We start from the raw sequence: 23,677 nt of genomic DNA, 5'->3' as shown, positions 1-23,677 counted from the left end.
ATATAGTAGGGATAAGTCCGATGAGGAGGGATGGTATCCTTGAGCGTATCTGAAAAACGTCTCTTACAAAGAGCCATTGATGAAATTACAGAAATTGCAGAAGGATTTGGTCTAGATTTTTATCCAATGAGGTATGAAATCTGTCCCGCGGAAATTATTTATACGTTCGGTGCATACGGTATGCCAACACGCTTTAGTCACTGGAGCTTTGGGAAGCAATTTTATAAAATGAAACTCCACTATGATTTAGGATTAAGCAAAATTTATGAGCTAGTAATTAATTCAAATCCTTGCTACGCCTTTCTACTTGATAATAATTCGCTTGTTCAAAATAAATTAATTGTTGCTCATGTATTGGCACATTGTGATTTTTTCAAAAATAATTGCCGATTCCAAAATACAAAACGTGATATGGTAGAAAGTATGGCAGCGGCGGCAGAACGAATCAAAGAGTATGAGATTCATCATGGAACAAAAGAGGTAGAGTCCTTTTTAGATGCGGTCTTAGCCATACAGGAGCATATTGATCCTTCTCTTGTTCGTCCTAAATTAAGCTGGAATATTGAAGATGAAGAGGAACTAGAAGAGGAGAAGCTAAAACAAAAAACACCGTATGATGATCTGTGGGGAATGGATGAAGGAAAGACAATTGAGAAAAAGAAACCAGTGAAGCAGTTCCCGCCAAAGCCAGAAAAAGATCTTTTGTTATTTATTGAGGCGCATTCACGTGAGCTTGAGCCGTGGCAGCGAGACGTTTTGACCATGCTTAGAGAAGAAATGCTCTACTTTTGGCCGCAGCTTGAAACAAAGATTATGAATGAAGGCTGGGCATCTTATTGGCATCAGCGAATTATGCGTGAACTTGATCTTGATTCAAGCGAATCAATAGAGTTTGCCAAATTAAATGCCGGGGTGGTGCAGCCATCTAAGACAGGAATCAATCCATATTATTTAGGATTGAAAATATTTGAGGATATTGAGGAGCGCTATAATCATCCAAATGAGGAATTAAAAAGAGCTGGTGTGACAGAAGGATCAGGTCGTAGCAAAATGTTTGAAGTGCGTGAAATAGAGTCGGATATTTCTTTTATCCGAAACTATTTAACAAAAGACCTCGTGATGAGAGAAGACTTGTACTTGTTTCAAAAACAAGGGAGAGATTATAAAGTCATTGATAAGGAATGGAAGGCAGTTCGTGATCAACTCGTAAGCATGAGAGTAAATGGCGGATTTCCTTATTTGACGGTCATAGATGGTGACTATTTAAAAAACAATGAACTATATATTAAGCATTGGTATGAAGGCATTGAGCTGGATCTAAAATATCTAGAAAAAGTGCTTCCTTATTTGTATCAGCTCTGGGGAAGAAGTGTTCATATCGAATCAGTTCTTGAAGACAAAGAAGTCATGTTTTCATACGATGGAAAAGGTGTTCATAGGAAGTATCTTGCTTAAATAGATCAAAAAAGATGTCTTTTTGAGGGACATCTTTTTTGTTGTGATACACAAATTTATTGGTTTTTAAGCAATTGAAAGATATGTTTGGCTTGATCTGTGTTTTCCATGATACCTTTTAGTTGCTGGCTTGATGGTCCGTATGCAAAGAATGGTACTTCGTCCCCAGTATGGCCTGAGGTGGTCCAGCCTGTATGTGACCTAGTGTTGATCACTTTTTCAATGGCATCATCAATGTTGACAGCTTCTTTTGTTGCAGCCGCTTTTTCAACAGAAGCGATTTCATCTTTAGTGAAATCGAGGTCGATATATTGTTTGAGGGCTGATTCAACAGCCATACCATTTGCTATTTTGTTTGCTATATAGTCAGGCGTTTTTTTCGCTGCTTTCACGGGATTGACATTCCAGCTTCCTGACCCGTCAGCACCGAAGGAAAGTCCGCCAGTTGAATGGTCCGCAGTTGCGATCACAAGTGTGTTTTTATCCTTTTTAGCAAAACGAATGGCTTCTTCAAAGGCTTTTTCAAAATCTTTCATTTCACTCATGGCACTGACAATATCATGATCATGCCCCGCCCAGTCAATTTGACTGCCTTCTACCATGAGGAAGAATCCTTTTTTGTTTTTAGAGAGTTGCTGAATCGCTGAGGAAGTCATTTCTTGCAGGGAAGGGGTATTTTGATCACGATCAATCGCTTTATCCAGACCGCCATCAGCAAAAATACCTAATACCTTTTGATTGTTATTTTTGTTGAGTGCTGTTTTATTTGTTACATAATGATAACCTGCTTTTTGGAATTCCTTCGTTAGGTCACGATCTTTTCGGACAAAGTCCACAAGTCCTCCGCCAAGCATGACATCAACTTTGTGTTGTTTCCCGATTTTCTCATCAAAGAAATCATCGGCAATGGCCGCCGTATTCTTTCTTGACACATCATGTGCAGCATATGCTGCAGGCGTGGCATTTGTTAATTCAGATGTCACGACAAGACCAGTGGACTTCCCTTTACGCTTTGCTTCTTCTAAAACGGTTTTAAGCTTCTTACCATTCTGATTTACGCTAATGGCATTATTGTATGTTTTTTTCCCAGTGGCCATTGCTGTACCAGCAGCTGCTGAATCTGTGATGTTGCTTTTAGCGTCATTAGGGTATGTTTTTTGCATGCCAGTGAGGTAAGGGTCAAACGCTGTCTGTTTAGAAAGGTCTCCGTTGTGTTTAAATGAGCGGTAAGTTGAAAGGTAAGGTGTTCCCATGCCATCACCAATGAGTACGATGACATTTTGCACTTCATTTTTAGGTTTCTTTTTGGCCTCGGCTTTGTCAGCCTGTCCAAATTCAATTCCTGAAAAAATACCAATCGACAGAACGGATGCCGCTACTACAGCGGCTATTTTCGTATTTGAGCTTTTCAACACACTCATTCATTTTGCCTCCTCTTATGTATTTTTCTTACATTGATCATGGTAGAGCAGAATTGTGAATTCTTTTTAACAACACCGTAAAGTTCACTTTAAAATTGAAAAGGCTCACTTTACATAGAATGGACAAAAAACAGAAATGAATGTATCTTTATCCATGATTTTTTGTCATGGTTGTGTCATGAAATTGAAATATAAAGAACCCTAAAAAAAAATGATTTTTGTCGAATTAATAAGCAAAATGTCGCAGGAAGTCAAGACTATTTCTTTTGGTATTTGCTCCTTATAATAGAAAGCAGATAAAAATACGGATTAGATAGATACATACAGGAGGAACAGATGAAAAAACAATTGATCACAGCTGCAAGTGCAGTTCTACTTGGAACGACATTATTTGCTGGAGCTGCTTCTGCACAATCAGTAAAGGTTCAAAAAGGTGACTCTCTTTCCGTTTTAGCGAAAAAATATAAAACAACTGTGAGCAAAATTAAATCAGACAATAAGCTAAAATCTGATGTGATCTATGTTGGACAAACATTAAAGGTGAATGGGACTACTGCTACAACAACGAAAGTGAAAACCTCTTCATCGGCGGCAACCCATAAAGTCGTGAAAGGGGATACGTTATCTAAAATTGGCAAGAAGTACGGAATGACGGTGAAAGAACTCAAATCATTAAATAAACTTAAAAGCGATCTTATCAAAATTGGGCAAGTGTTAAAGGTGAAAAAGACGTCTAAAGTAAAGTCAGCACCTGTCAAAGAAAAAACAGTCTCTGCCTCTTCATTAAATACTTCTAAGCTCGTAGCAGATGCCAAAGCACAAAACGGTACACCATATAAATGGGGTGGAACGACACCGAAAGGCTTTGATTGCAGCGGGTTTATGTGGTATATCATCAATAAACAAACAAAGATTCCAAGACAAACAACAGAAGGTTTTTGGCGCTCTATGAAAAGTGTCTCTAAGCCAAAAGTTGGGGATTTTGTCTTCTTTACAACGTATAAGTCTGGTCCATCTCATATGGGTGTATACATTGGAAGCAACAAATTTATTCATGCATCGTCTGACGGGGTTACCATTAGCGATATGACATCAAGCTACTGGAAGCCAATTTACCTCGGGGCTAAAACATTTGTAAACTAATCATCTCAAAAGAGACTGCCGATGTGCAGTCTCTTTTCTAATATATAATTTGTGTAAGATCATCAGACATATTTCATATTTTCAATATCAGTCTAAAGGCTTTTGCCTATCATCAATATCAACATGTTTAGAAGAAGAAACGGTTAATTGCCGTTGGCTTATAATTATATTAAAAAAGATAATTTTTGTTTTTTATCATAAATCGAGAGGAACACGTTGTGTGTTGACTAGATATTGAGAAGAATTAAATCCATATTTTTACAGATATTTCGCTGTTATATGTTAATTTTTTAATCTATTTTTTAAAAAAGTGTTTTTATTTTTTAATTTTCATATATAATAATTTTACGCCAACAATTTATTGCGCTAAATTTAATCTAAATATTCAGAAAATATCGCAAATTATGTGCATGGCGTCTTTAGACTGATATTAAGTTTTGGGAGTGATATGATGAGCAATTCATTGTTTAGAAAAAAGAGTATTTCAGAGCTCATTGCGGCAACACAAGGAGAGAAAGCCTTAAAGAAGGAACTAGGGTCATTTGACCTAACCATGCTAGGGATTGGTGCCATTATAGGAACAGGGATATTTGTTCTTACAGGTACGGGAGCTGTCACAGCTGGACCAGGACTCGTTCTATCATTTATAATCGCAGGTCTTGCTTGTTTGTTTGCAGCACTGTCTTATGCGGAATTCGCATCGACTGTTCCCGTTTCAGGGTCTGTGTACACATTCACTTATGCATCGATGGGAGAATTTTTAGCATTTATCATAGGATGGGATTTAGTTTTAGAATACATGCTGGCCGCAAGTGCTGTTTCTGCAGGTTGGTCTGGCTACTTTGTTTCATTTTTGAATGGCATAGGCATTCATATACCGGTTGAATTAACAGCAGCACCAGGTGGTTTAAAGGGGCAAGTGACATATTTTAATCTTCCTGCATTTATTATTTTAATGATTATCACCTTCTTGCTGTACATCGGTATTAAAGAATCAAAGCGTGTCAACAACGTCATGGTGATTATGAAAATTGCTGTGATTCTGCTCTTTATTATAGTGGCAGTGAAATATGTAAAGCCAGAAAACTGGACACCATTTGTTCCGTTCGGTACATCAGGTGTATTAAGTGCAGCAGCACTCGTGTTCTTTGCTTTTATTGGATTTGATGCTGTTGCATCTGCTGCAGAAGAGACGAAGAATCCTTCACGCAATCTGCCAAGGGGCATCATTACTTCTTTATTGGTCTGTACGATTCTGTATGTCGTTGTAAGTGCAATCATGACGGGAATTGTACCCTTCATGAACTTTGATGGAGTGTCACATCCTGTGTCTCTAGTGTTACAAGTAGCGGGGCAAAACTGGGTGGCTGGAATAGTTGATGTAGGTGCGATTTTAGGGATGACAACGGTGATGCTTGTCATGCTGTACGGTCAAACGCGTGTCATGTTTGCGATGTCTCGTGATGGTCTTGTGCCAAAAACACTTTCGAAAGTCCATCCAAAGTATAAAACACCTTATATCAACACACTCTTTTTCGGTACATTGTCTGCATTAATGGGAGGGCTCATTCCACTTGATGAACTTGCAAGTCTTGTCAATATCGGTACACTCTCAGCCTTCATTCTTATTTCAGTGGCAGTGATCGTGATGAGAAAAACACAGCCTGATGTCCCAAGGGCATTTAAGTGTCCAGCAGTTCCACTGATCCCAATATTGGCCATTCTCTCATGTGGATTGCTCATCTATAAGCTTGGTACTATTACATTTGTTCGTTTCTTAGTGTGGCTTGCCATTGGGTTAGTTGTATATTTTTCATATTCAAGAAAAAATTCAGAATTAAACAAAAAATAATCGTCACACACATAAAAAGCCAGTGTCTCACTTGGTAAAGTCAAGTGGCACTGGCTTATATGGTTTAAAAACCTAATTGAAGATCTACATCGATGGAAACAATCGCATAGACACAGACGATGACAAAAATATTCAAGACAACGCCTAGGAAACCTGGACCAGTACGCCCTTTTTTAATGATCAGTTCAATAATGCCAAAGGGAACTGCGGCCATTGCAAAGGGCAGCATTTGAAAAGAATAAAATGTCACGTTGCTTATAATGGCGAGGTTCAACATAAGCAAAGATAAAATAGCAGTGCCGACAGAGATCCAGCCAAACACATTATGCTCTTTAAAAATTCTTACCAATTCCATAATTCCACCTCGCTTACTTTTGCCGTTTTAATTCGTTTATTTTTCAAGAGCTTCTCGATTTCTTTAGAAGGTCCTGTGATGACAGAGCCATAAATGGCGACGCCATTTTGATTGATATAGCGTATCCGATTAGATAGATCGAGTTCAGGTCTGCCGGAGATGGCTTTCACCCATGTTGGGTGTTGATTGACATAGGCAAGCGCATCTTTAAATTGATCTACTTCTGTTTTTGATGTGTGCTGAAGTTCTTTTAAAAACTCTGAGTCTTTGCCAGGAAAACCGATCGGACGCTGATTACCACTTAATGAATCCTCTGTTTTAATGGCGTTCCATAGCACTTTTATATCGTATTTCTTAGCAAATGAATAGACGTCCTTTGGTGTATAGGCTCTGTCATACGATACATATACTTCACTCACTGTTCCTTCTGGCAGTTTGTCTAATGTTGTCAGTGTTTGTTTTTTAGATGCATCTGCTTGAATAGAAGGATGGCTAAAGAACTGTTCTGTATTTTTGGCATTGTCGCCATAAAAAGAGACTGTTGGCTGCTTTATTTTATCAAAAAACATTTCAATTTGCTCGCTGCCAATAGCTTCTGTTTTGTTGCCAATTTGTTTTTGAAGCTTTAGCTCTGTGTTCATGCCGAACAGTTTGACTTGTCCTTTTAAATCCTTCATATCAATCGCTACGTTTGGTTTTGTCAGTGCAACAGTTATTGCGGCCGTTTCCATAAAATGATTGCCTTTGCTTTCTGCTCCGCCAACCCCGTAATATAGATAACTTCCAAGTGTACAGAGCGGCAAAATAATGAGGGTAGAGATTACGGCAAGTACTGAAATGCGTAAATAAGATTTTCTTTTTCCATACTGTAAAATGGCTCTTTGCTTTTCAGGACTGATCGAAAAGTCCGTCCAATCTGAGTCGTGTAGTTCTTGACTTAAACGCTTTTCATTTTCTTCAAGCTCTTCTTCAAACGCCATCATTTCTTCCTCATTCATTTCGCCATTATTATATTGTTCCCATCGCTTGTTAAACTCTTCATTCATCATTAACACCTCTATTGTAAAGTGCTTTTAGGCGCTGCCTTGCACGAAATAAAACACTTTTAAAATTTGCTTCAGTAATATTCATGACCTTGGATGCTTCCTTGTAGTTCAGTTCTTTTAAATAATACAGTGTCAACGCTTCCCTGTAGTTATCTGGAAGCTGCTCTAAATACATGGTGAGCACTTCTTTTATTTCAATCTGTTCAGCAGGACTTTGTACAGATGTTTGTAAAAGACCACCAATCAGATCATCCGATATGGTCACTTCTTTTTTATGTTTCCTGACATAATCAATAAAAGCATTTCGTGCTACCTGAAATAACCAAGGCTTCACTTTGCTATGGTCGTAGGAATGAATATGTATATAAGCACGCATAAAGGTTTCTTGCAATAAGTCTTCTGCCAAATGTTTGTCTTTTGTCATGGAGAGCAGAAACCTGTAAACATCGTTCATATACATTTGATAAATTTCATCGATCGTCACTGATTTTTCTCCCCTCTATGTTATACACGCATAAGAAAGGCATAAAGTTGCACGAAACTTCTAATAGGCCGTACATCACTCTTTATTCTCTTTCACCAAATCAAAATCATTTCTTCTTATCATAGCGAAATTCGTTTCATTTATAAAGCATTTTCAATAGAACAAATCAGGAAAAAAACTCGAAAAACGACAGAATTGGACAAAAATCCTATTCAACTCTCTCCTACATTTCAAATCTAAAAATTCGAAAGAACAGCAAGACAAAGCGAATAAATGGTATGTTTAAAGACGGTGACAGTCATTTTTACAGCATGTCTAAATTTTTAGTACCAGGTAATAAAAAATTTGTTATAATAGAAACGAATCCTTCATTTTTCAGACAAAGGAAGTGCAGTATGTATAAATTTTCAGGATATACCTTAAAAGCATTATTTGCTCTCCGAGGCGGAATAAAAGTGTACCAAAAAGAGAACCTGCCAACGGATCGAGGTTTTGTCATTGCTTGTACGCATGAGGGTTTTGTGGATGTTCTTGCATTAGGGGTAGGAATTCTCCCGTTTGAGATCCACTACATGGCGAAAAAAGAATTGTTTGCAAATAAATGGATTGGTGGATTCTTAAAAAGGATTCATGCTTTCCCAGTTGATCGAGAAAATCCTGGACCGAGCAGTATTAAAACGCCTATTAAATTATTAAAAGAAGGAAAGATCGTGGGAATTTTTCCAAGTGGAACACGAACAACAGGAGATGTCCCTTTAAAAAGAGGGGCTGTCACTATTGCACAATTGGGAAAAGCTCCGATTGTGCCAGCAGCCTACAAAGGCCCATCTAATGCGAAAACCCTTTTCAAGAAGGGGAAAATGCGTTTAATCATTGGGGAGCCGATCGAGCTTACTGAATTCGAGCATCTGCCTCCAAAAGAAAGATTAGGTGCTATGACCGAAGTGTTAAATACAAAAATTAAAGAACTAGAAGCACAATTAAAAGAGATGGCATAAGAAAACGACCACTTGCTTAGGCAAGGGTCGTTTTTTCTTATGAAGCGCCTTCTTCGGCTGCTTCTAATAGTTGTTCATTTAATTTCTTCACTTCAATGTATGCTACGTGATGCCCATCGACTTCATTAATAATAAATTCATAGCCTTGTTCACGAATGGAGTCATTTTTCTCCACTTCATATTTCTGCGTGAGGAACCAGCCGCCGATCGTGTCAACTTCTTCATTATCAAGTGAAATACCTAAGAGCAGGTTGACTTGATCCACAAGGACTTTCCCATCTAAGATGTAGTGGTCTTCGCCAAGTTTACGAACTTCGTTGATTTCGTCTATGTCGAATTCATCACGGATTTCTCCGACAATTTCTTCTAAGATATCTTCAACGGTGACAAGTCCTGCTGTTCCGCCGTATTCATCTGATAAGATGGCCATGTGTACACGTTCACGCTGCATTTTGAGCAATAAATCATGAACGGGAACCGTTTCAATCACATGAATAATCGGATTCACAAACTTTTCGATCGTATCACTTGTTGAACACTCTCCACTAATGCAGGCTGTGAGAACCTCTTTAATATTTACTACACCGATAATATTGTCTTTGTCTCCATCTTCAATTGGATAACGTGTATATTTCTCTACCTTGGTGACTTTCAGCATTTCCTCAATGGTAATGTCATGGGGGAAGCTGACGACCTCGGTACGAGGAATCATAATTTCTTTCGCCAACCGGTCATCAAATTCGAAAATTTTATTGACATATTTGAATTCAGACTGGTTAATTTCGCCGCTTTTATAGCTTTCTGATAAAATAATCCGCAATTCTTCTTCAGAGTGTGCCATATCATGCTCAGATACTTGCTGAAGACCAAACGCTTTTGTTAATAAACGAGCAGATCCATTTAAAACCCAAATGAACGGGAACATCACTTTGTAAAATATCATCAGTGGTCTAGCAAAAAGCAGAGATACTTGCTCAGCCTTTTGAATGGCAAGCGTTTTTGGCGCAAGCTCTCCAACCACAACGTGTAAAAACGTCATGATACTAAACGCAATAATAAAAGTGATGATGTGACTAGCTGATTGAGGAATCGACAGTTCTGCAAATAGTGGTGCAAGCATATGCGCAATGGTTTCTTCCCCTAACCAACCAATACCAAGTGCGGTAATGGTAATCCCAAGCTGACAGGCAGATAAATACTCATCAAGATGAGTCGTTACGTGCTTAACAGCAACTGCTGTTTTATTACCTTCTGCTATTAATTGATCAATTCTTGAGCTTCTTAAGCGAATGATCGCAAACTCTGACGCCACGAAAAATGCAGTCAAAGCTATGAGTAAAGCAACTATGAGTAAATTAACTATGTCCAATTAAGGCCTTCGTTCTGACTGTTGAGAACGAAGGTAACACCTCCTGTTTAGTAAAAGATTTTAACTTAACAGCAGTAAAAATGATTGGACAGCCGTCATTTTTTCAGGAGTAAGCTGCTCTTTTAATTTTTTCACGTTGTTCTGGTTGAAGCTGCTTACAACGTGCCAAAATGCGGTCCATATGCTCATTCATCCGATCAATATCAGAGGTTAAATGGACAAGTTCATCTTGTTCTTCTTTTTGGGAAGGGAATTGTTCATCTAATCTGGATTTGATGTCAGAAAGAGCCAATCTCTGCTGTTTGCAAAAAACGATTAATTGTAATCGTTTTAAAGCATGTTCATCGTAATAACGATAATTCGAGCAAGATCTAACAGGCGCCAGCAGTCCTAGATTTGTATAGTAGTCCACTGTTCTTTTCGTTACCTGTGCAATCTGTGCTAGTTCACCAATACGATACTTTTTCTCAGCCCCATCTGAACATCTCCTCCTAACCGTCACGTTATAGTTTATGAAAATAGTTTAATATAATTCGAGGCTGAAATACAAGTTAATTGTTTATTTTCCCTGTCAATATAAAGAAACAGAGGGGATTTCCTTTCGTTTTTGATTGTCATGCCAAAAATAAAATGACCTTACATGAATTTTCAGATTATTTATGATAAGATAAAATGAATACCGTTTCATATATATGTAGAGTGATGGATTTTACGTAAATCGGAGGTGGTTAGGTGGGACCCTCAGTTTAGTCTTATTTAATCAGTTAACCGCTTTACAAAAGACAACATCATTAACCAGGAGGTGACTCCTTGTTCTTTCGACAAAGAGCAAGGTTAAATGGACGATATTGTTAATCTGAGTATAGTCGGTGTTTTGATTGCTTTAACCGCTTTCTTTGTTGCATCTGAATTTGCCATTGTAAAGGTGAGAAGTTCAAGAATTAATCAGCTTGTTGCAGAAGGGTCTAAAAAGGCCATCATGGCGAAAAAGGTGACATCAAGGCTAGATGAATATTTGTCAGCCTGCCAGCTTGGAATTACGGTGACATCACTTGGTTTAGGGTGGATTGGTAAGCCGGCAGTGAAAGAACTTTTCGTACGCAGTTTCGGTTTGACAAACATTCCTGATTCAGCAATCAGCCTGATCTCAGCAACACTTGCGTTCTCAATTATTACCTTTTTGCATGTGGTCGTCGGTGAGCTTGCGCCAAAAACGCTCGCCATTCAAAAGGCAGAAAAAATGGCGCTTTGGATGGCAGGTCCACTACATGCTTTTTATATCCTCATGTTTCCTGTCATTTATGTGTTAAATGGTTCAGCACGTTTATTAACCAAAATGATGGGAATTGATATGGGTTCTGAAAAAGAACATTCCCATTCGGAAGAGGAATTGAAAATTTTATTGTCTGAGAGCTTAAAAAATGGAGAAATCAATCCATCAGAATATAATTACATGAACAAAATTTTTGATTTTGATAATCGAATAGCTAGAGAGATTATGATTCCGAGAAAAGAAATATGTGCCATTCCAGAAGATATGCCATTGGATGAAATACTGGCCATCATGACAAAGGAAAAGTATACACGCTTTCCTGTGTATTCAGGGGATAAAGACCATGTCATTGGCATGCTCAATAAAAAGCAGCTCTTTTCAGATATTGTATATCAAGAAAAAAAAGATCAAATCAAGATCAAAGATTACATTTATCCAGTGATTGAAGTCATTGACACCATTCCGATTCAGGAGCTTCTCGTTAAGATGCAGCGCGATAGAATGCATATGGCGATCTTAACAGATGAATATGGCGGAACGTCAGGACTTGTCACGACAGAAGATATTTTAGAAGAGATTGTTGGCGACATTCGAGATGAATTTGACCAAGATGAGCAGCCAGTCATTCAAAAAAAAGCAGATCATCATTACGTATTAGATGGCAAAGTGAGATTGAGTCAAATTCAAGATTTCATCGACCTTGCCTATGATGATGATGAAATTGATACAATTGGTGGCTTAATCTTAAAGGAAAATATTGATATCGAGGAAGGGCAATCAATGTATATTGATGACATCTGTATAAAGGTTCTAGAAATGGACGGTCGATATATAAAAAAGATCGACCTGAAAAAAGGTATCACTTCATTAGAGGAAGGAACCTCACTGACTGGGTTTGATATAAATGAGCCACTGTTAGTAAACGAAATGACCTTGAGCGAAAAATAAGCTCAAGGTTTTTTTAGGTATTTAGCCTCTTTTTATAGAATGTACGTTCGCATATAATAGGAACAAACGTTCGTTAGGGGGATGGACATGCTTTGGTATGAAACAGCTAGTATAACGGAGAAAAAAAACTCAATGAAACGAATTGAGTTTCATTTAAAGAACTTCAAAAATTATCAGGCTGCGATCTTAAATATTGAAAGGCAGCTTGAAAAAAGAAGCCCGCTGCATCAAGATCAATTGACGTGGAAAAAGCTTGAGGACCAGAAAAGCCAGTATGAATTGATTGTTGCATGTATTGAAACAGCTTTAAAAGAATTGGATGAAATAGAACAGCAACTCATTGATTATAAGTATTTTCGTGATTGGCGCATGGCAAAATGTGCTCTTGAAATCGGTTATAGTGAAAAAACGCTATTTTTATTGAAGCGGCAACTGATGGACCAACTACTCATCAGCTTAGCTGCCATCACCAACATTTAAAAAAGCGCTTGTCCCATTTGATACAAGACGGCAAAAAGGAATAAAGAGCCTAAAATTGTCACAAGTAAATAGACGGTCAGTTTGCCTATTTGGCGTTGCAACAGCAGGGTAGCGGCTTCTACACTAAAAGTGGAGAAAGTAGTAAAACCGCCAAAAAAGCCAGTTCCAATGATCACAAGGAGTGGATGATTGGATACGATCACACCTGTAAGTAAACCTAAACCGGCTGCGCCTAATAAATTAATGAGAATGATACTATACGGGAAACGAGCATGTGTGTCTGCTTGCTGAAAATACTTGCTCATCAAAAAACGAAGCGCACTGCCAATCCCTCCAGCTATGGCTGTATAAAAAATAATCATTTATCTGTTTCCTTTCGTCTGTTGTTTCCTTTGATGAAATAGCCGCTGCGCTATGATGAGTCCGGTTAAAGCAGCAGCAACTCCGGCAAAAACTGAGAGTAATATATACATCATACTTGAAGTAAATTGCCCAGCCTGCAGAAGGAACACAGTTTCTTTAGAGAATGTGGACATCGTTGTAAAGCCACCGCAAAACCCTGTCCCGATCAAAGGGTAAACGAACCTTTTTTTCTGCTGAAACATAAAGGATCCTGTAGCAAGGCCAAGAAACAGACTGCCTAAGACATTTTCAATCAGTGTAGCATAGGGAAAGGTTTGACTGAGGACAGTTTGACTTAGCTCATATCTGCATAGTGTACCGATGAATCCACCAATAAAAACGGCGAGATAAGCTTTCATTTCAATCATTCCTCCTTTTGAAAAAAAGTGGATGATCAGTAACCACTCCTTCAATTGGGTATTTTTTTATACGATTGGCTGTTTTTTGATCTTTTATTGTCCATATAAATACACCCATCCCACTTGAGTGGATGCGGTCTATCCAAAAACGATTCATCATGGTTTTCTTCATATTTAGGCAATCAGCGAAGGTGCTGTACACCGCTAATTTTCTTTTCATCAGTTTTCCAACTGATGGCTTAATAATAAAAGCTGTTTGAAGAGCAGGGTAGTAAGCTTTGATTCGTTGAAGCGCAGTGTCATTAAAAGATTGCACCATGATATGACGTGAATATGAGAACCGATTAATGATATTGCTAACTGCCTTTTCAATGCCAATCTGTCGTTTTGGATGCTTTAACTCGATTAATATGCCGACACGTTGACTATATCTTTCAAGAATTTCTTGTAAGGTTGGCACTCGTTCATTGGCATATCTTTGATGAAACCAGCTTCCGGCATCTAGTTTTTTTAGCTCATCAAGTGTATACCCCATGACTGGTCCGCTGCCATCTGTCGTTCGATCAACTGTATCATCATGTATCACAACGACCTGCTGATCCATTGTAAACTGAACGTCTAACTCAAGATAATCTGCACCCTGCTGAACTGCTAAATCGAAAGCGGCTATCGTATTTTCTGGGGCATCGCTTGATGATCCTCTATGCGCAATAATATACACATGCTCCAGCTCCCTGCAATAAGTTCTGGTCTTATCATATCAGATGCTTTCTAGATTTTCCTTATTTACTCTATGTAGGGGGAGAAAGCAGTATGTGATATTCAAGGAGTGTGTGACTTCAATTCATGTCATCATCATGAGAAAATTTCAGGCATAAGTCATGCTTTTATTGAGTACATCTGAATGACATCAATTTTTCTTCGATCAATTTTGTCCAAATCGTCAGCGTTCCTCAAATTATTAGTGCTTTCGTCATATTGACTGAAAATTCTGATGTTTTTATAATGGTGAAAAGGAGGCGAGATGATTGGGTAAAGGGAGAATTAGAGTGGAAGAACGTATTAAGGCCGAAACGGATGCTGAAATGTTTAAAGCGACTCTCCTTGATCAGACTCAGAAGAAAAAGTAGTTTGTTGCCCGTCGATATGTCTCTAGCGAAAATTTCATAACTAATTATTATGCCTCGGGAGTTGTCCCGAGGTTTTTTGCATAGAGGTCAGACATTTAAGAGGGGATTTAAACGAAGATTATATTATAATAGAGAGGATTGCTTTAAAGGAGAGACAGACATGTTTACACAAAAATTTATGGATACGTATTTTACATTGGATATTGCAATCCAAATTGGGATTAGTCTTTGTATTTTATTGCTTTTTTTATTGCTTCGAAAGGTGTTTACGAATTATTTGTTTCATATTATTTTTAAATTGACAAATAAGTCTAAAACAGAAGTCTTTAATCAAATTGTAGTGGCGTTCGAAAAGCCTGCCAGAATGTTTTTTGTGGTATTAGGTTTATATTTCGCTTTAAGACAGGCGCCATACTTTGAGCACCATATGGATGTGATTATTAAGCTGTATAGGTCTTCAATTATATTGATGTTGACGTGGGGGCTTTGTCATTTAACCGCTTCTTCTTCCTTCTTATTTCAAAGGGTCAAATCGAAGTTTGAATTAGAAATGGATGATATTCTAGCACCATTTTTATCAAAAGTGCTTCGCTTCATTATTATTGCACTGAGTATTAGTATCATTGCACAAGAATTTAACTATGATGTGAATGGTCTTGTGGCAGGGCTTGGTCTAGGCGGTCTAGCATTTGCGCTAGCCGCGCAGGACACGGTGGCGAACTTCTTCGGAGGAGTTGTGATTATTACAGAAAAGCCATTTACAATGGGTGATTTTGTGGAGACACCGAGTGTGTTAGGTACTGTAGAGGACATTTCATTTAGGAGCACAAAGTTTAGAACACCTGCCGAAGCGGTTGTGACGGTTCCGAATTCCACACTTTCAAAAGAGCCAATTACAAACTGGACAAGAATGAATAAGCGTCAGATTACATTCTCGGTTCATGTTTCCTACAATACACCGAAGGAAAATATTGATAAATGCATCAAGCGTCTAAAAGAAATGTTGCAAGAGCATGATGGTGTTCATAAGGAAACCATTATGGTGAACCTCGATCTTTTGGCAGACAGCTATTTGAATTTATTTTTCAACTTTTATACAAACACAACTGTTTGGTCAGAGAACCTGAATATTAAACAAGACATTAACTTTCGCATTATTGATATTTTCCATCAAGAAGGCGTAGAATTTGCCTTCCCAGGTCAAACCATTTACATGAAACAAAAGGGTGAAAAGCAGACTAGTGAATAAAAGGGGGGAAGTGGTGTGGATCAAATAAAAGTGGCAGCGCTAAGAGAAAGATTGGCACAAGCTGAACATATCACGGTACTTTCAGGTGCTGGGATGAGCACTGAGTCAGGTATCCCAGATTTCCGGTCAACAGGTGGATTATGGACAGAAGACACATCTCGGATGGAGGCGATGAGCCGATCCTATTTTTTATCACATCCCCATCAATTTTGGCCAAAATTCAAGGAATTGTTTCAGATGAAAATGAGTGGAGATTACGAGCCAAATAGAGGGCATGCTTTTTTAGCCAACCTTGAGAAGCAAGGAAAGCACGTGGATATTTTCACTCAAAATATCGACGGCCTGCATAAAAAGGCGGGAAGCGAGCATGTCTATGAACTGCATGGTTCGATTCAAACAGCGACTTGTCCTTCATGTCAGACGCAATATGATCTCCCCTTTTTACTAAAAGAAGAAGTGCCGGTTTGTCAAAAGAATTCCTCGAGTGGCAAACCATGTGGTCGTGTGCTGAAACCAGATGTAGTTCTTTTTGGAGACAGGGTGCAGCATTTTGACCAAGTGGAACGGTCACTCCGGGAAACAGAGGTGCTGTTGGTCATTGGAACGTCCCTAGAAGTGGCTCCTGCCCGATATATTCCGGAAGATGCTGCCCGATTTCCTTCCATCTTTAAGGTGATGGTAAACTTGAGTGAAACAGAATATGATCCGTTATTTGATCTAGTTTTTCACGAACGGATTGGTGATCTCGTAGAATCTCTATAAAGAACAAGCCCGCATCCTACAAAGGTGCGGGCTTGTTATGGTTCGTTCCAATTATTTATTGATGTAGTGGACTCATTGTTTCATCAAGTACTTCAAATGTATAACCCTTCGCTTTAAGCTGAGTGATAAGGCTGCCTAGATATTTAGCAGTAGCTGGCTGATCATGCATTAAAATAATTTTAGGTTCCTTTTGGTTTTTTGTTTCAAGCACATGTAGTTGGTTCAATACCTCTGGAACATATTTTGAGCTTTTATATTTCCAGTCAAGGCTATCAATTGTCCAATCCCAGTAAATAAAGCCTTTTTCTTTAAGACGTGTTTTTTGCTGATCTGTTAAATTCGGGACACTGCCATAAGGTGTTCTCACAAGGTGTGTATATTCTCCTGTGACAGATGCTAAAATGCGTTGATCTTCTTTCATTTCATTTACGGGAGAATCGCTATACTGATAGAAGCGTTTTACATCATGTGTGATGCCATGGAGCCCTAATTGATGTCCCTCTTGATGCATTCTTTTCACAGCTAATGGGTGCTCTTTGATTTGCCGCCCAAGCATAAAAAATGTCGCTTTGACTTCATATGCCTTTAACACATCTAATAGCTGGTTTGACGTAGCAGAAGGACCGTCATCAAATGTGAAAAAAATCGTTTTGTCCGTTACATGTTTGTTTGGATTGATCTTAAAATGTGCATCTAATGTTTTGGCTGAATCATCTTTTGCTTTCAGACTAATGCTGGTGTCTCGGAATTCACTGCTAGCAGACATTTCAGCTTTTTGATCTGCTGCTTGCATATTGGTTTTAGACATATCCCATATAAAAAAAAGAATAAGTGTGAGAATCACTAAACCAATCGCCTTTGAGAGAAGCATTACATTTGAAGGTGTCTGTTTTTTTGTAACCCATTGCATTACAATCGCTCCAATAAATCAAAAAGTTTGTGTCGAATCATGTCTTGGATTTTGTCTTTTTTCATTGTATTTTGTCGTGCTCATATTGTGTAAGTATACAGGAAAATAGAGCCTATGAATATAGAAGATGCTAAAAAATTGGAATCTTTTTGGTTATGAATCTATATTTGTTAAAATAAAAGGTTATCCATGATTAAGATATGAAATAATTCTGAATCATCATTGAATCGTTTACATTTATCCGCTAAGATAGCATCAGAATCAACCATTAAAGCAAAGCGAAGGAGAGAATCCATATGAAAGTATTGTACAATGGAGATTTGATTGAAAAAAAGGATGCACGTGTTGATATTGAGGACAGAGGTTATCAATTTGGTGACGGTGTCTATGAGGTCATCCGTGTTTACAATGGTACTTTGTTCACGTTAAAAGAGCACACGGAGCGTCTTTTCAATAGTGCGAAAGAAATCGGCATCTATCTGAAAGGTACGGTATCGGATATGGAAGAAAAATTAAAGCAGCTAGTTGTTGCCAACCAATTAACAGATGGCGGCGTGTATATTCAAGTCACAAGAGGAGTAGCTCCTCGTAAACATCAATACACTGATTCTCTCATCCCTCAAATTACGGCTTACACGTTTCAGGTGAAAAAGCCTGTTCAAGAGCAAATAGCCGGTGCAAAGGCATTGTTATCAGAGGATCTTCGCTGGTTAAGGTGTGATATTAAAAGTTTGAATCTCTTATATAATGTCATGGAAAAACAAAAGGCTTCTGAGGCGGGGGCGTTTGAAGCGATTTTAGTCAGGGACGGTTTTGTGACAGAAGGAACCTCCTCGAATGTATATGCAGTCATTGATGGAGTCGTTCGTACACACCCAGCAAACAATTTAATATTGAATGGGATTACCCGCAGGAAGCTGTTAGAGGTATGTGCTGAACAAGGTTGTAGCGTGGAAGAAACACGTATCAGCAAAGAAGAGCTACTCTGTGCACAAGAAATCTTCATCAGTTCAACTACTGCTGAAGTGGTTCCGATTACTGAATTAGAAGGAAAGCCAGTAGGAAAAGGTGTTCCTGGAGATATAACGAAGCGTATACAGGAAGGTTTTCAACAAAAAATCAAGCATGAAAGTGAAGCATCCATTTCCTCATAAATGAAAAAGGCTGTAAACATTCGCTTACAGCCTTTTCTTATTTATTTCACAATAAGCACAGGGATATCTGATTTTGATGAAAGCTTTTCACTGACACTGCCAAACAGCATTTTTTTCAATCTGCTTTGGTCACGTGCTCCCATCACAATGAGGTCCGCTGATATTGTTTCAGCATATTCGATAATCGCATCTGCTGGTTCTCCCTCGACAATTTCAATGGCTGCTTCAAATTGTTCTTCATTTAGGATCATTTTCGCTTCAGTGACTACCTCTTCTGTATGATCTTCAAATATGGGATTTTGCTGTTCATCATGAGGCACATACACTGGAGGTATTTGAAGATCTGCCATTCCGCCGCCGATATATGCGCCGCCAGTTATTGGACGAGGGGCATCAAACACTTGTCTGTTTGATTTTCTATCATGTGCATAAGCGACTGTCAGCTTGGCATGCAAAGTTTTGGCTAGAGCGATTGCCTTTTTTAATGCTTTCTTACTGTCTTCATGTCCATCAAACGCAACGACCATCCGATCAGCTTGAAACAATTTCCTCATTCCTTTCAAAAGGAGTCAATACAATCATGGTATACCCGTTATGAGGAAAAGATACACATGAAGGCACAAGTCTTTTTGTTAGAAAATTTCATTTATTGAAAAATATTTATTGACAAAATAGTGACAGTCACTATAAGATAAAAAAAGATTCAAGAGCCAAAAGGAGGAAATGTCATGTGCAACATTGCCAGAATGAAACCAAAATGCATAAATGGGTTGATTCACGTGACAGTCGCACCTTCATTGGTCATTGAAAAAGAACAGTTTTTTTCTAATTGATCGTATGATATCAAGGCGTATGTTGCGTATTTGTCAACATGCGCCTTTTTCTCATGTATGAAAGAGGCGTACCAGTTTAGCTGGTTGCCTCTTTTTTTGTTGAATACATTTCGTTTATCGAAATAATGGAATGTAATCAACGATTCAATAAAAGAGGAGTGAAAGCATGTGAATATGCCAAAAGCAAGAAAAATGACAAACGTTAGGAAAAATAAACAGGGTGATAGCCGGGAAAATGTAGAAAGCGGTTAGCTTTAAAAGGGAGAGACAAACATGTTTTCAGTATTTGTGAAATTAGGCTGGTTCTTTAAACAAGAGTGGAGGCGATACACAATCGCCATTACGTTACTGCTCATTGTGAACGTAATTGAAATGCTGCCGCCTAAATATCTAGGGCAGGCGGTTGACGACATTCGTTCTGGTCAATTTACTTCATCTAGTATTGTGTTTTACGTGACGGTCTTTTGTTTCCTTGGTGTTGTGGTCTATACGCTTACATATGTTTGGATGTATCAGTTATTTGGTGGCGCAAATGTCATGGAGCGTGTGCTGCGCGGAAAGCTGATGCGTCATTTGCTGAAGATGACACCTACGTTTTATGAAAAGAAAAAAACAGGCAATTTAATGGCTTTAGGTACAAATGATTTAAATGCCATTGCGTTAACGACGGGTTTTGGTGTGCTGACATTGGTTGATTCCACGGCTTATATGCTCACAATCTTTTTTACAATGGGTCTTACTATTAGTTGGAAATTAACCTTTATGGTCATGATCCCAATGCCGCTAATGGCGATGTTGGTTACTTTTTATGGCAAGAAAATTCATGAACGGTTCACGGTTGCTCAGGATGCATTTGGCGATATGAACGATCGTGTGCTTGAGTCAGTAGCAGGTGTACGCGTCATTCGGTCATTTGTACAAGAAAAGCAAGATGTCGAACGCTTTCGTCAAATGACAGATGATGTGTTTCACAAGAATATGCGTGTCGCGATCATTGATTCATTATTTGAGCCGACAGTAAAATTGCTTGTTGGAATCAGTTACTTGATTGGGATTGGTTACGGGGCATATCTCGTGTTTCAAAGTCATTTAACACTTGGTCAACTTGTGGCATTTAACGTATACCTTGGGATGATGATTTGGCCAATGTTTGCTATTGGTGAGTTGATTAACATCATGCAAAGAGGAAATGCATCGTTAGATCGGTTGAACCATACGCTTAGCTACAAGCCAGACGTGACAGACTTAGATGAGCCAAAGGCTTTACAAGAGCCTGGAGATATTCAATTTGACCATGTTACATTCAGATATCCCGCCTCTTCTAAAGATAATTTAGTCGATGTATCCTTCACTGTTCGAAAAGGGCAAACAATCGGGATTACAGGAAAAACAGGAAGCGGGAAAACAACAATCGTCAAACAGCTCCTGCGCCAATATCCTTTAGGTGATGGACAAATATTACTTTCTGGTGTCCCTATACAAGAGATTGAATTAGATCAATTGTATCAATGGATTGGATATGTTCCGCAAGACCATATTCTTTTTTCAAAAAGTGTAGAAGATAATATAAGATTTGGCCATAGGGAAGCTGGAAAGAATGAATTAGCGCAGACGATCAAAGACGCCTACTTTGAAAAAGATGTGCGCCTACTGCCAAAAGGTTTAAAGACAATGGTTGGGGAAAAAGGCGTCGCACTGTCAGGTGGACAAAAGCAGCGAATTTCGATTGCACGTGCCCTTTTAATTGACCCAGAGATTTTGATTTTAGATGACTCGTTATCTGCAGTAGATGCGAAAACAGAAACAGCCATCTTAAAAAATTTAAGACAAAATCGTCATGGGAAAACGACGTTTATTACGACACACCGTCTATCAGCCGTTGAGCACGCGGATATCATTCTTGTGATGGAGCAAGGACGCATCGTTCAGCAGGGAACGCATCAAGAACTCATTCAGCAAGATGGATGGTACAAAGAACAATTTCTGCGTCAGCAACTGACAAACCAGTTGGAAGGAGGGGATGAGGCATGACAACAGGAAGAAGACTCCTTGCCTATGCACTCCAATATAAAAAGATGTTGTCCGTTGCCTTGATCTTTCTCATTATCGCTGTGGGCGCCGAGTTGACAGGACCATTTATTGGGAAGAAAATGATTGATGATCATATTCTAGGTGTTGAAAAACCGTATATTCAAGTGAATGAAAAAACAGAAGAAACGGTGAATTATCGGGGAAAAGAGTATATACGGCATGACCGATTAATAAGTGGAAACGAAACAGGAAAGAAAATCAATGTGGTTCAAGTCGGATTCGGTTACTATTTTGTTGATGAGCCAATTCGTTTTGATGGAAAACGCACTCTATCTGGAAATGAGCTGACCATTGAAAATGGGAAACAGCGCAAAACCTATCAAGTAGAACGCTTATCAAAGGCTGAGATTTTTGCTTTTTATCAGCCAGAAATAAGCGGTTTAGTAAAGCTTGTTCTGTTCTATTTAGGGCTGCTGACGATCGCTATTTTCTTTCAGTATGGACAGCATTATTTACTCCAGCGTATAGCAAATCGCATCATTCAAAAAATGAGGATAGATGTATTTGAACATATTCAAACACTGCCGATTCGCTATTTTGATAATTTACCAGCTGGAAAGGTTGTTGCAAGAATTACCAATGACACGGAAACCATTCGAGATTTATATGTGACGGTATTGGCGAATTTCGTGACAAGTGCCATCTACATGATCGGAATTTATATCGCAATGTTTTTATTGAATGTCAAGCTAGCACTCATTTGTTTGCTGGCAGTGCCGATTATCTTTTTATGGTCAATGACTTACCGAAAATTTGCATCAGTGTACAACCACCGGATACGTTCAATCATCAGTGAGATCAACGCCAAGCTAAATGAAGCCATTCAAGGAATGACGATCATTCAAGCGTTTCGCCATGAAAAAGCGACGAAGGAAGAATTTGATGCACTAAATAACGACCACTTTAATTATCAGCGGAAAATGCTGCATTTAAATTCGCTACTTTCACACAACTTAGTCAACCTGCTTCGTAATGTTGCCTATGCGGCGCTCATTTGGTACTTCGGAGGCGCCTCATTAAGTGCGACAGGCATTGTATCCATTGGGGTACTCTACGCATTTGTGGATTACTTGAACCGATTGTTCCAGCCGATTACAGGTATTGTGAATCAATTTTCAAGACTAGAATTAGCAAGGGTTTCATCTGAAAGAGTCTTTCAACTATTAGATGAGCCAGGAACAAAAGTGGAGGAGCCCGTTCAGCAGAAAATGGAAGGACACGTTGCTTTTCAAGATGTTACCTTCGCTTATCATGAGGGGGAAAACGTGCTAAAGAACATCACCTTTGAAGCGAAAAAGGGGCAAACTGTTGCTCTAGTAGGACATACAGGTTCTGGGAAAAGCTCGATTATGAATTTGTTGCTGCGTTTTTATGATATTCAAAAAGGAGACATTCTCATTGACGGGGAAAGCATTTATCATAAGTCTCGTCAAACCTTGCGTAAACAAATGGGCATCGTCCTGCAAGATCCATATTTATTTTCTGGAACCATTGCTTCTAATGTAAGTTTAGGGAATGAAGAAATCAGCAGAGAAACGATCGAATCTTCTCTTCAGCAAGTAGGTGCAACAGAGTTATTAAAGCACTTGCCTCAAGGCTTTGATGAACCTGTATTCGAAAAGGGAAGTACTCTCTCCTCTGGTGAACGTCAGTTAATCTCATTTGCCCGTGCACTAGCGTATGATCCAGCGATCTTAATTTTAGATGAAGCAACCGCCAACATTGATACAGAAACAGAAGCCATTATTCAGAGAGCGCTTGATGTAGTAAAAAAAGGGCGTACGACCTTAGTGATTGCCCACCGATTATCCACAATTAAAAAAGCCGATATGATCTTGGTTTTAGAAAAGGGTGAAATTGTGGAGCGCGGCAACCATGAGCAACTAATGAAAGAAGGTGGGCTGTATGCCCAAATGTACGAACTGCAAAAGGGTACTGTCGCTAGCAGTTAAAGAGAAAAGTC

The 23,677-nt window shown here is 38.7% G+C and carries 22 protein-coding genes and 1 pseudogene; 12 read left to right on the top strand and 11 right to left on the bottom strand.

Annotated elements, in window-relative coordinates; all coding sequences use genetic code 11:
* Window positions 1–30: 30 nt before the first annotated feature.
* The gene (locus tag ACIQCE_RS04515) at window positions 31–1,455 is read left to right on the top strand and encodes a SpoVR family protein (protein ID WP_400493763.1); all 1,425 of its coding nucleotides are present in this window, start codon (window positions 31–33) and stop codon (window positions 1,453–1,455) included.
* A gap of 56 nt (window positions 1,456–1,511) precedes the next feature.
* Here ACIQCE_RS04515 and ACIQCE_RS04510 read toward each other — a convergent pair whose 3' ends face one another.
* Entirely contained in the window at window positions 1,512–2,876 is a 1,365-nt protein-coding gene (locus ACIQCE_RS04510) for an alkaline phosphatase (protein WP_400493762.1), read from the bottom strand.
* A 336-nt stretch (window positions 2,877–3,212) separates the two neighbouring features.
* Between ACIQCE_RS04510 and ACIQCE_RS04505 the strand changes: the two genes are divergently transcribed.
* Together ACIQCE_RS04505 and bcaP are read left to right on the top strand one after the other, a co-directional pair.
* On the top strand, window positions 3,213–4,019 hold the full coding sequence (locus tag ACIQCE_RS04505) for a C40 family peptidase (protein ID WP_400493761.1): 807 nt from the start codon (window positions 3,213–3,215) through the stop codon (window positions 4,017–4,019).
* A 451-nt stretch (window positions 4,020–4,470) separates the two neighbouring features.
* Entirely contained in the window at window positions 4,471–5,871 is a 1,401-nt protein-coding gene (bcaP, locus tag ACIQCE_RS04500) for a branched-chain amino acid transporter BcaP (protein ID WP_400493760.1), read from the top strand.
* A gap of 64 nt (window positions 5,872–5,935) precedes the next feature.
* Here the strand turns inward: bcaP and ACIQCE_RS04495 are convergent, their stop codons facing one another.
* The 3 genes from ACIQCE_RS04495 to ACIQCE_RS04485 are packed head-to-tail and all read right to left on the bottom strand — an operon-like array spanning window position 5,936 to window position 7,756.
* Complete coding sequence (locus ACIQCE_RS04495) at window positions 5,936–6,226, bottom strand: anti-sigma factor (protein ID WP_353856265.1); 291 nt, start codon at window positions 6,224–6,226, stop codon at window positions 5,936–5,938.
* A complete protein-coding gene (locus ACIQCE_RS04490) occupies window positions 6,214–7,272 on the bottom strand; it encodes an anti-sigma factor (protein ID WP_400493759.1) in 1,059 nt (352 codons plus the stop codon). The genes ACIQCE_RS04495 and ACIQCE_RS04490 overlap by 13 nt, the downstream gene beginning before the upstream one ends.
* Window positions 7,265–7,756 (bottom strand): sigma-70 family RNA polymerase sigma factor, encoded by a 492-nt coding sequence (locus tag ACIQCE_RS04485; RefSeq protein WP_400493758.1) that lies wholly within the window; start codon window positions 7,754–7,756, stop codon window positions 7,265–7,267. Before ACIQCE_RS04485 ends, ACIQCE_RS04490 begins: the two co-directional genes overlap by 8 nt.
* Window positions 7,757–8,151: 395 nt before the next feature.
* Between ACIQCE_RS04485 and ACIQCE_RS04480 the strand changes: the two genes are divergently transcribed.
* Window positions 8,152–8,754, top strand: coding sequence for a lysophospholipid acyltransferase family protein (locus ACIQCE_RS04480; RefSeq protein WP_400493757.1), 603 nt, complete (start codon window positions 8,152–8,154; stop codon window positions 8,752–8,754).
* A gap of 37 nt (window positions 8,755–8,791) precedes the next feature.
* On the opposite strand, the gene ACIQCE_RS04475 is transcribed toward ACIQCE_RS04480, so the two are convergent.
* Entirely contained in the window at window positions 8,792–10,123 is a 1,332-nt protein-coding gene (locus tag ACIQCE_RS04475) for a hemolysin family protein (RefSeq protein WP_353856262.1), read from the bottom strand.
* A gap of 60 nt (window positions 10,124–10,183) precedes the next feature.
* Window positions 10,184–10,656, bottom strand: a pseudogene (locus tag ACIQCE_RS04470) (MerR family transcriptional regulator).
* Window positions 10,657–10,961: 305 nt separating this feature from the next.
* Between ACIQCE_RS04470 and ACIQCE_RS04465 the strand changes: the two are divergent.
* Entirely contained in the window at window positions 10,962–12,344 is a 1,383-nt protein-coding gene (locus ACIQCE_RS04465; RefSeq protein ID WP_400493756.1) for a hemolysin family protein, read from the top strand.
* A gap of 87 nt (window positions 12,345–12,431) precedes the next feature.
* Window positions 12,432–12,824 carry a transcriptional regulator gene (locus ACIQCE_RS04460; protein ID WP_400493755.1) on the top strand — a complete coding sequence of 131 codons (393 nt, stop codon included), beginning with the start codon at window positions 12,432–12,434 and terminating at the stop codon, window positions 12,822–12,824.
* On the opposite strand, the gene crcB (ACIQCE_RS04455) is transcribed toward ACIQCE_RS04460, so the two are convergent.
* From crcB (ACIQCE_RS04455) to ACIQCE_RS04445, 3 genes are read right to left on the bottom strand one after another with little or no spacing between them, the layout of a single operon-like run.
* Window positions 12,821–13,186, bottom strand: a complete 366-nt coding sequence (gene crcB, locus ACIQCE_RS04455; RefSeq protein ID WP_400493754.1) for a fluoride efflux transporter CrcB — start codon at window positions 13,184–13,186, stop codon at window positions 12,821–12,823. The two genes, ACIQCE_RS04460 and crcB (ACIQCE_RS04455), sit on opposite strands and share 4 nt — an antisense overlap.
* Window positions 13,187–13,585 carry a fluoride efflux transporter CrcB gene (gene crcB / locus ACIQCE_RS04450; RefSeq protein ID WP_400493753.1) on the bottom strand — a complete coding sequence of 133 codons (399 nt, stop codon included), beginning with the start codon at window positions 13,583–13,585 and terminating at the stop codon, window positions 13,187–13,189.
* Window position 13,586: 1 nt separating this feature from the next.
* Complete coding sequence (locus ACIQCE_RS04445; RefSeq protein ID WP_400493752.1) at window positions 13,587–14,306, bottom strand: glycerophosphodiester phosphodiesterase; 720 nt, start codon at window positions 14,304–14,306, stop codon at window positions 13,587–13,589.
* Window positions 14,307–14,613: 307 nt separating this feature from the next.
* Here ACIQCE_RS04445 and ACIQCE_RS04440 point away from each other — a divergent pair, with 307 nt between their 5' ends.
* The 3 genes from ACIQCE_RS04440 (at window position 14,614) to ACIQCE_RS04430 (ending at window position 16,726) form a co-directional block, all read left to right on the top strand.
* Window positions 14,614–14,715: a YhdX family protein gene (locus ACIQCE_RS04440; RefSeq protein ID WP_264009245.1), complete on the top strand. Its 102-nt coding sequence runs from the start codon at window positions 14,614–14,616 to the stop codon at window positions 14,713–14,715.
* Between the two features lie 160 nt (window positions 14,716–14,875).
* Window positions 14,876–15,964: a mechanosensitive ion channel family protein gene (locus ACIQCE_RS04435; RefSeq protein WP_400493751.1), complete on the top strand. Its 1,089-nt coding sequence runs from the start codon at window positions 14,876–14,878 to the stop codon at window positions 15,962–15,964.
* A gap of 30 nt (window positions 15,965–15,994) precedes the next feature.
* Entirely contained in the window at window positions 15,995–16,726 is a 732-nt protein-coding gene (locus ACIQCE_RS04430; RefSeq protein WP_400493845.1) for an NAD-dependent protein deacylase, read from the top strand.
* 55 nt (window positions 16,727–16,781) lie between these two features.
* On the opposite strand, the gene ACIQCE_RS04425 is transcribed toward ACIQCE_RS04430, so the two are convergent.
* Window positions 16,782–17,636, bottom strand: a complete 855-nt coding sequence (locus tag ACIQCE_RS04425) for a polysaccharide deacetylase family protein (RefSeq protein ID WP_400493750.1) — start codon at window positions 17,634–17,636, stop codon at window positions 16,782–16,784.
* A gap of 296 nt (window positions 17,637–17,932) precedes the next feature.
* Here ACIQCE_RS04425 and dat point away from each other — a divergent pair, with 296 nt between their 5' ends.
* Window positions 17,933–18,790, top strand: coding sequence for a D-amino-acid transaminase (dat, locus tag ACIQCE_RS04420; protein WP_400493749.1), 858 nt, complete (start codon window positions 17,933–17,935; stop codon window positions 18,788–18,790).
* Window positions 18,791–18,831: 41 nt separating this feature from the next.
* Here the strand turns inward: dat and ACIQCE_RS04415 are convergent, their stop codons facing one another.
* Window positions 18,832–19,335: a universal stress protein gene (locus ACIQCE_RS04415; protein ID WP_400493748.1), complete on the bottom strand. Its 504-nt coding sequence runs from the start codon at window positions 19,333–19,335 to the stop codon at window positions 18,832–18,834.
* Window positions 19,336–19,896: 561 nt separating this feature from the next.
* Between ACIQCE_RS04415 and ACIQCE_RS04410 the strand changes: the two genes are divergently transcribed.
* Complete coding sequence (locus ACIQCE_RS04410; RefSeq protein WP_400493747.1) at window positions 19,897–21,654, top strand: ABC transporter ATP-binding protein; 1,758 nt, start codon at window positions 19,897–19,899, stop codon at window positions 21,652–21,654.
* On the top strand, window positions 21,651–23,666 hold the full coding sequence (locus ACIQCE_RS04405; RefSeq protein WP_400493746.1) for an ABC transporter ATP-binding protein: 2,016 nt from the start codon (window positions 21,651–21,653) through the stop codon (window positions 23,664–23,666). The genes ACIQCE_RS04410 and ACIQCE_RS04405 overlap by 4 nt, the downstream gene beginning before the upstream one ends.
* Window positions 23,667–23,677 lie beyond the last annotated feature (11 nt).

It is taken from the genome of Bacillus sp. NPDC093026, from assembly GCF_044754665.1.
GTDB lineage: Bacteria > Bacillota > Bacilli > Bacillales > Bacillaceae > Bacillus > Bacillus maqinnsis.
This window is presented reverse-complemented; position numbering and strand designations above follow the sequence as displayed.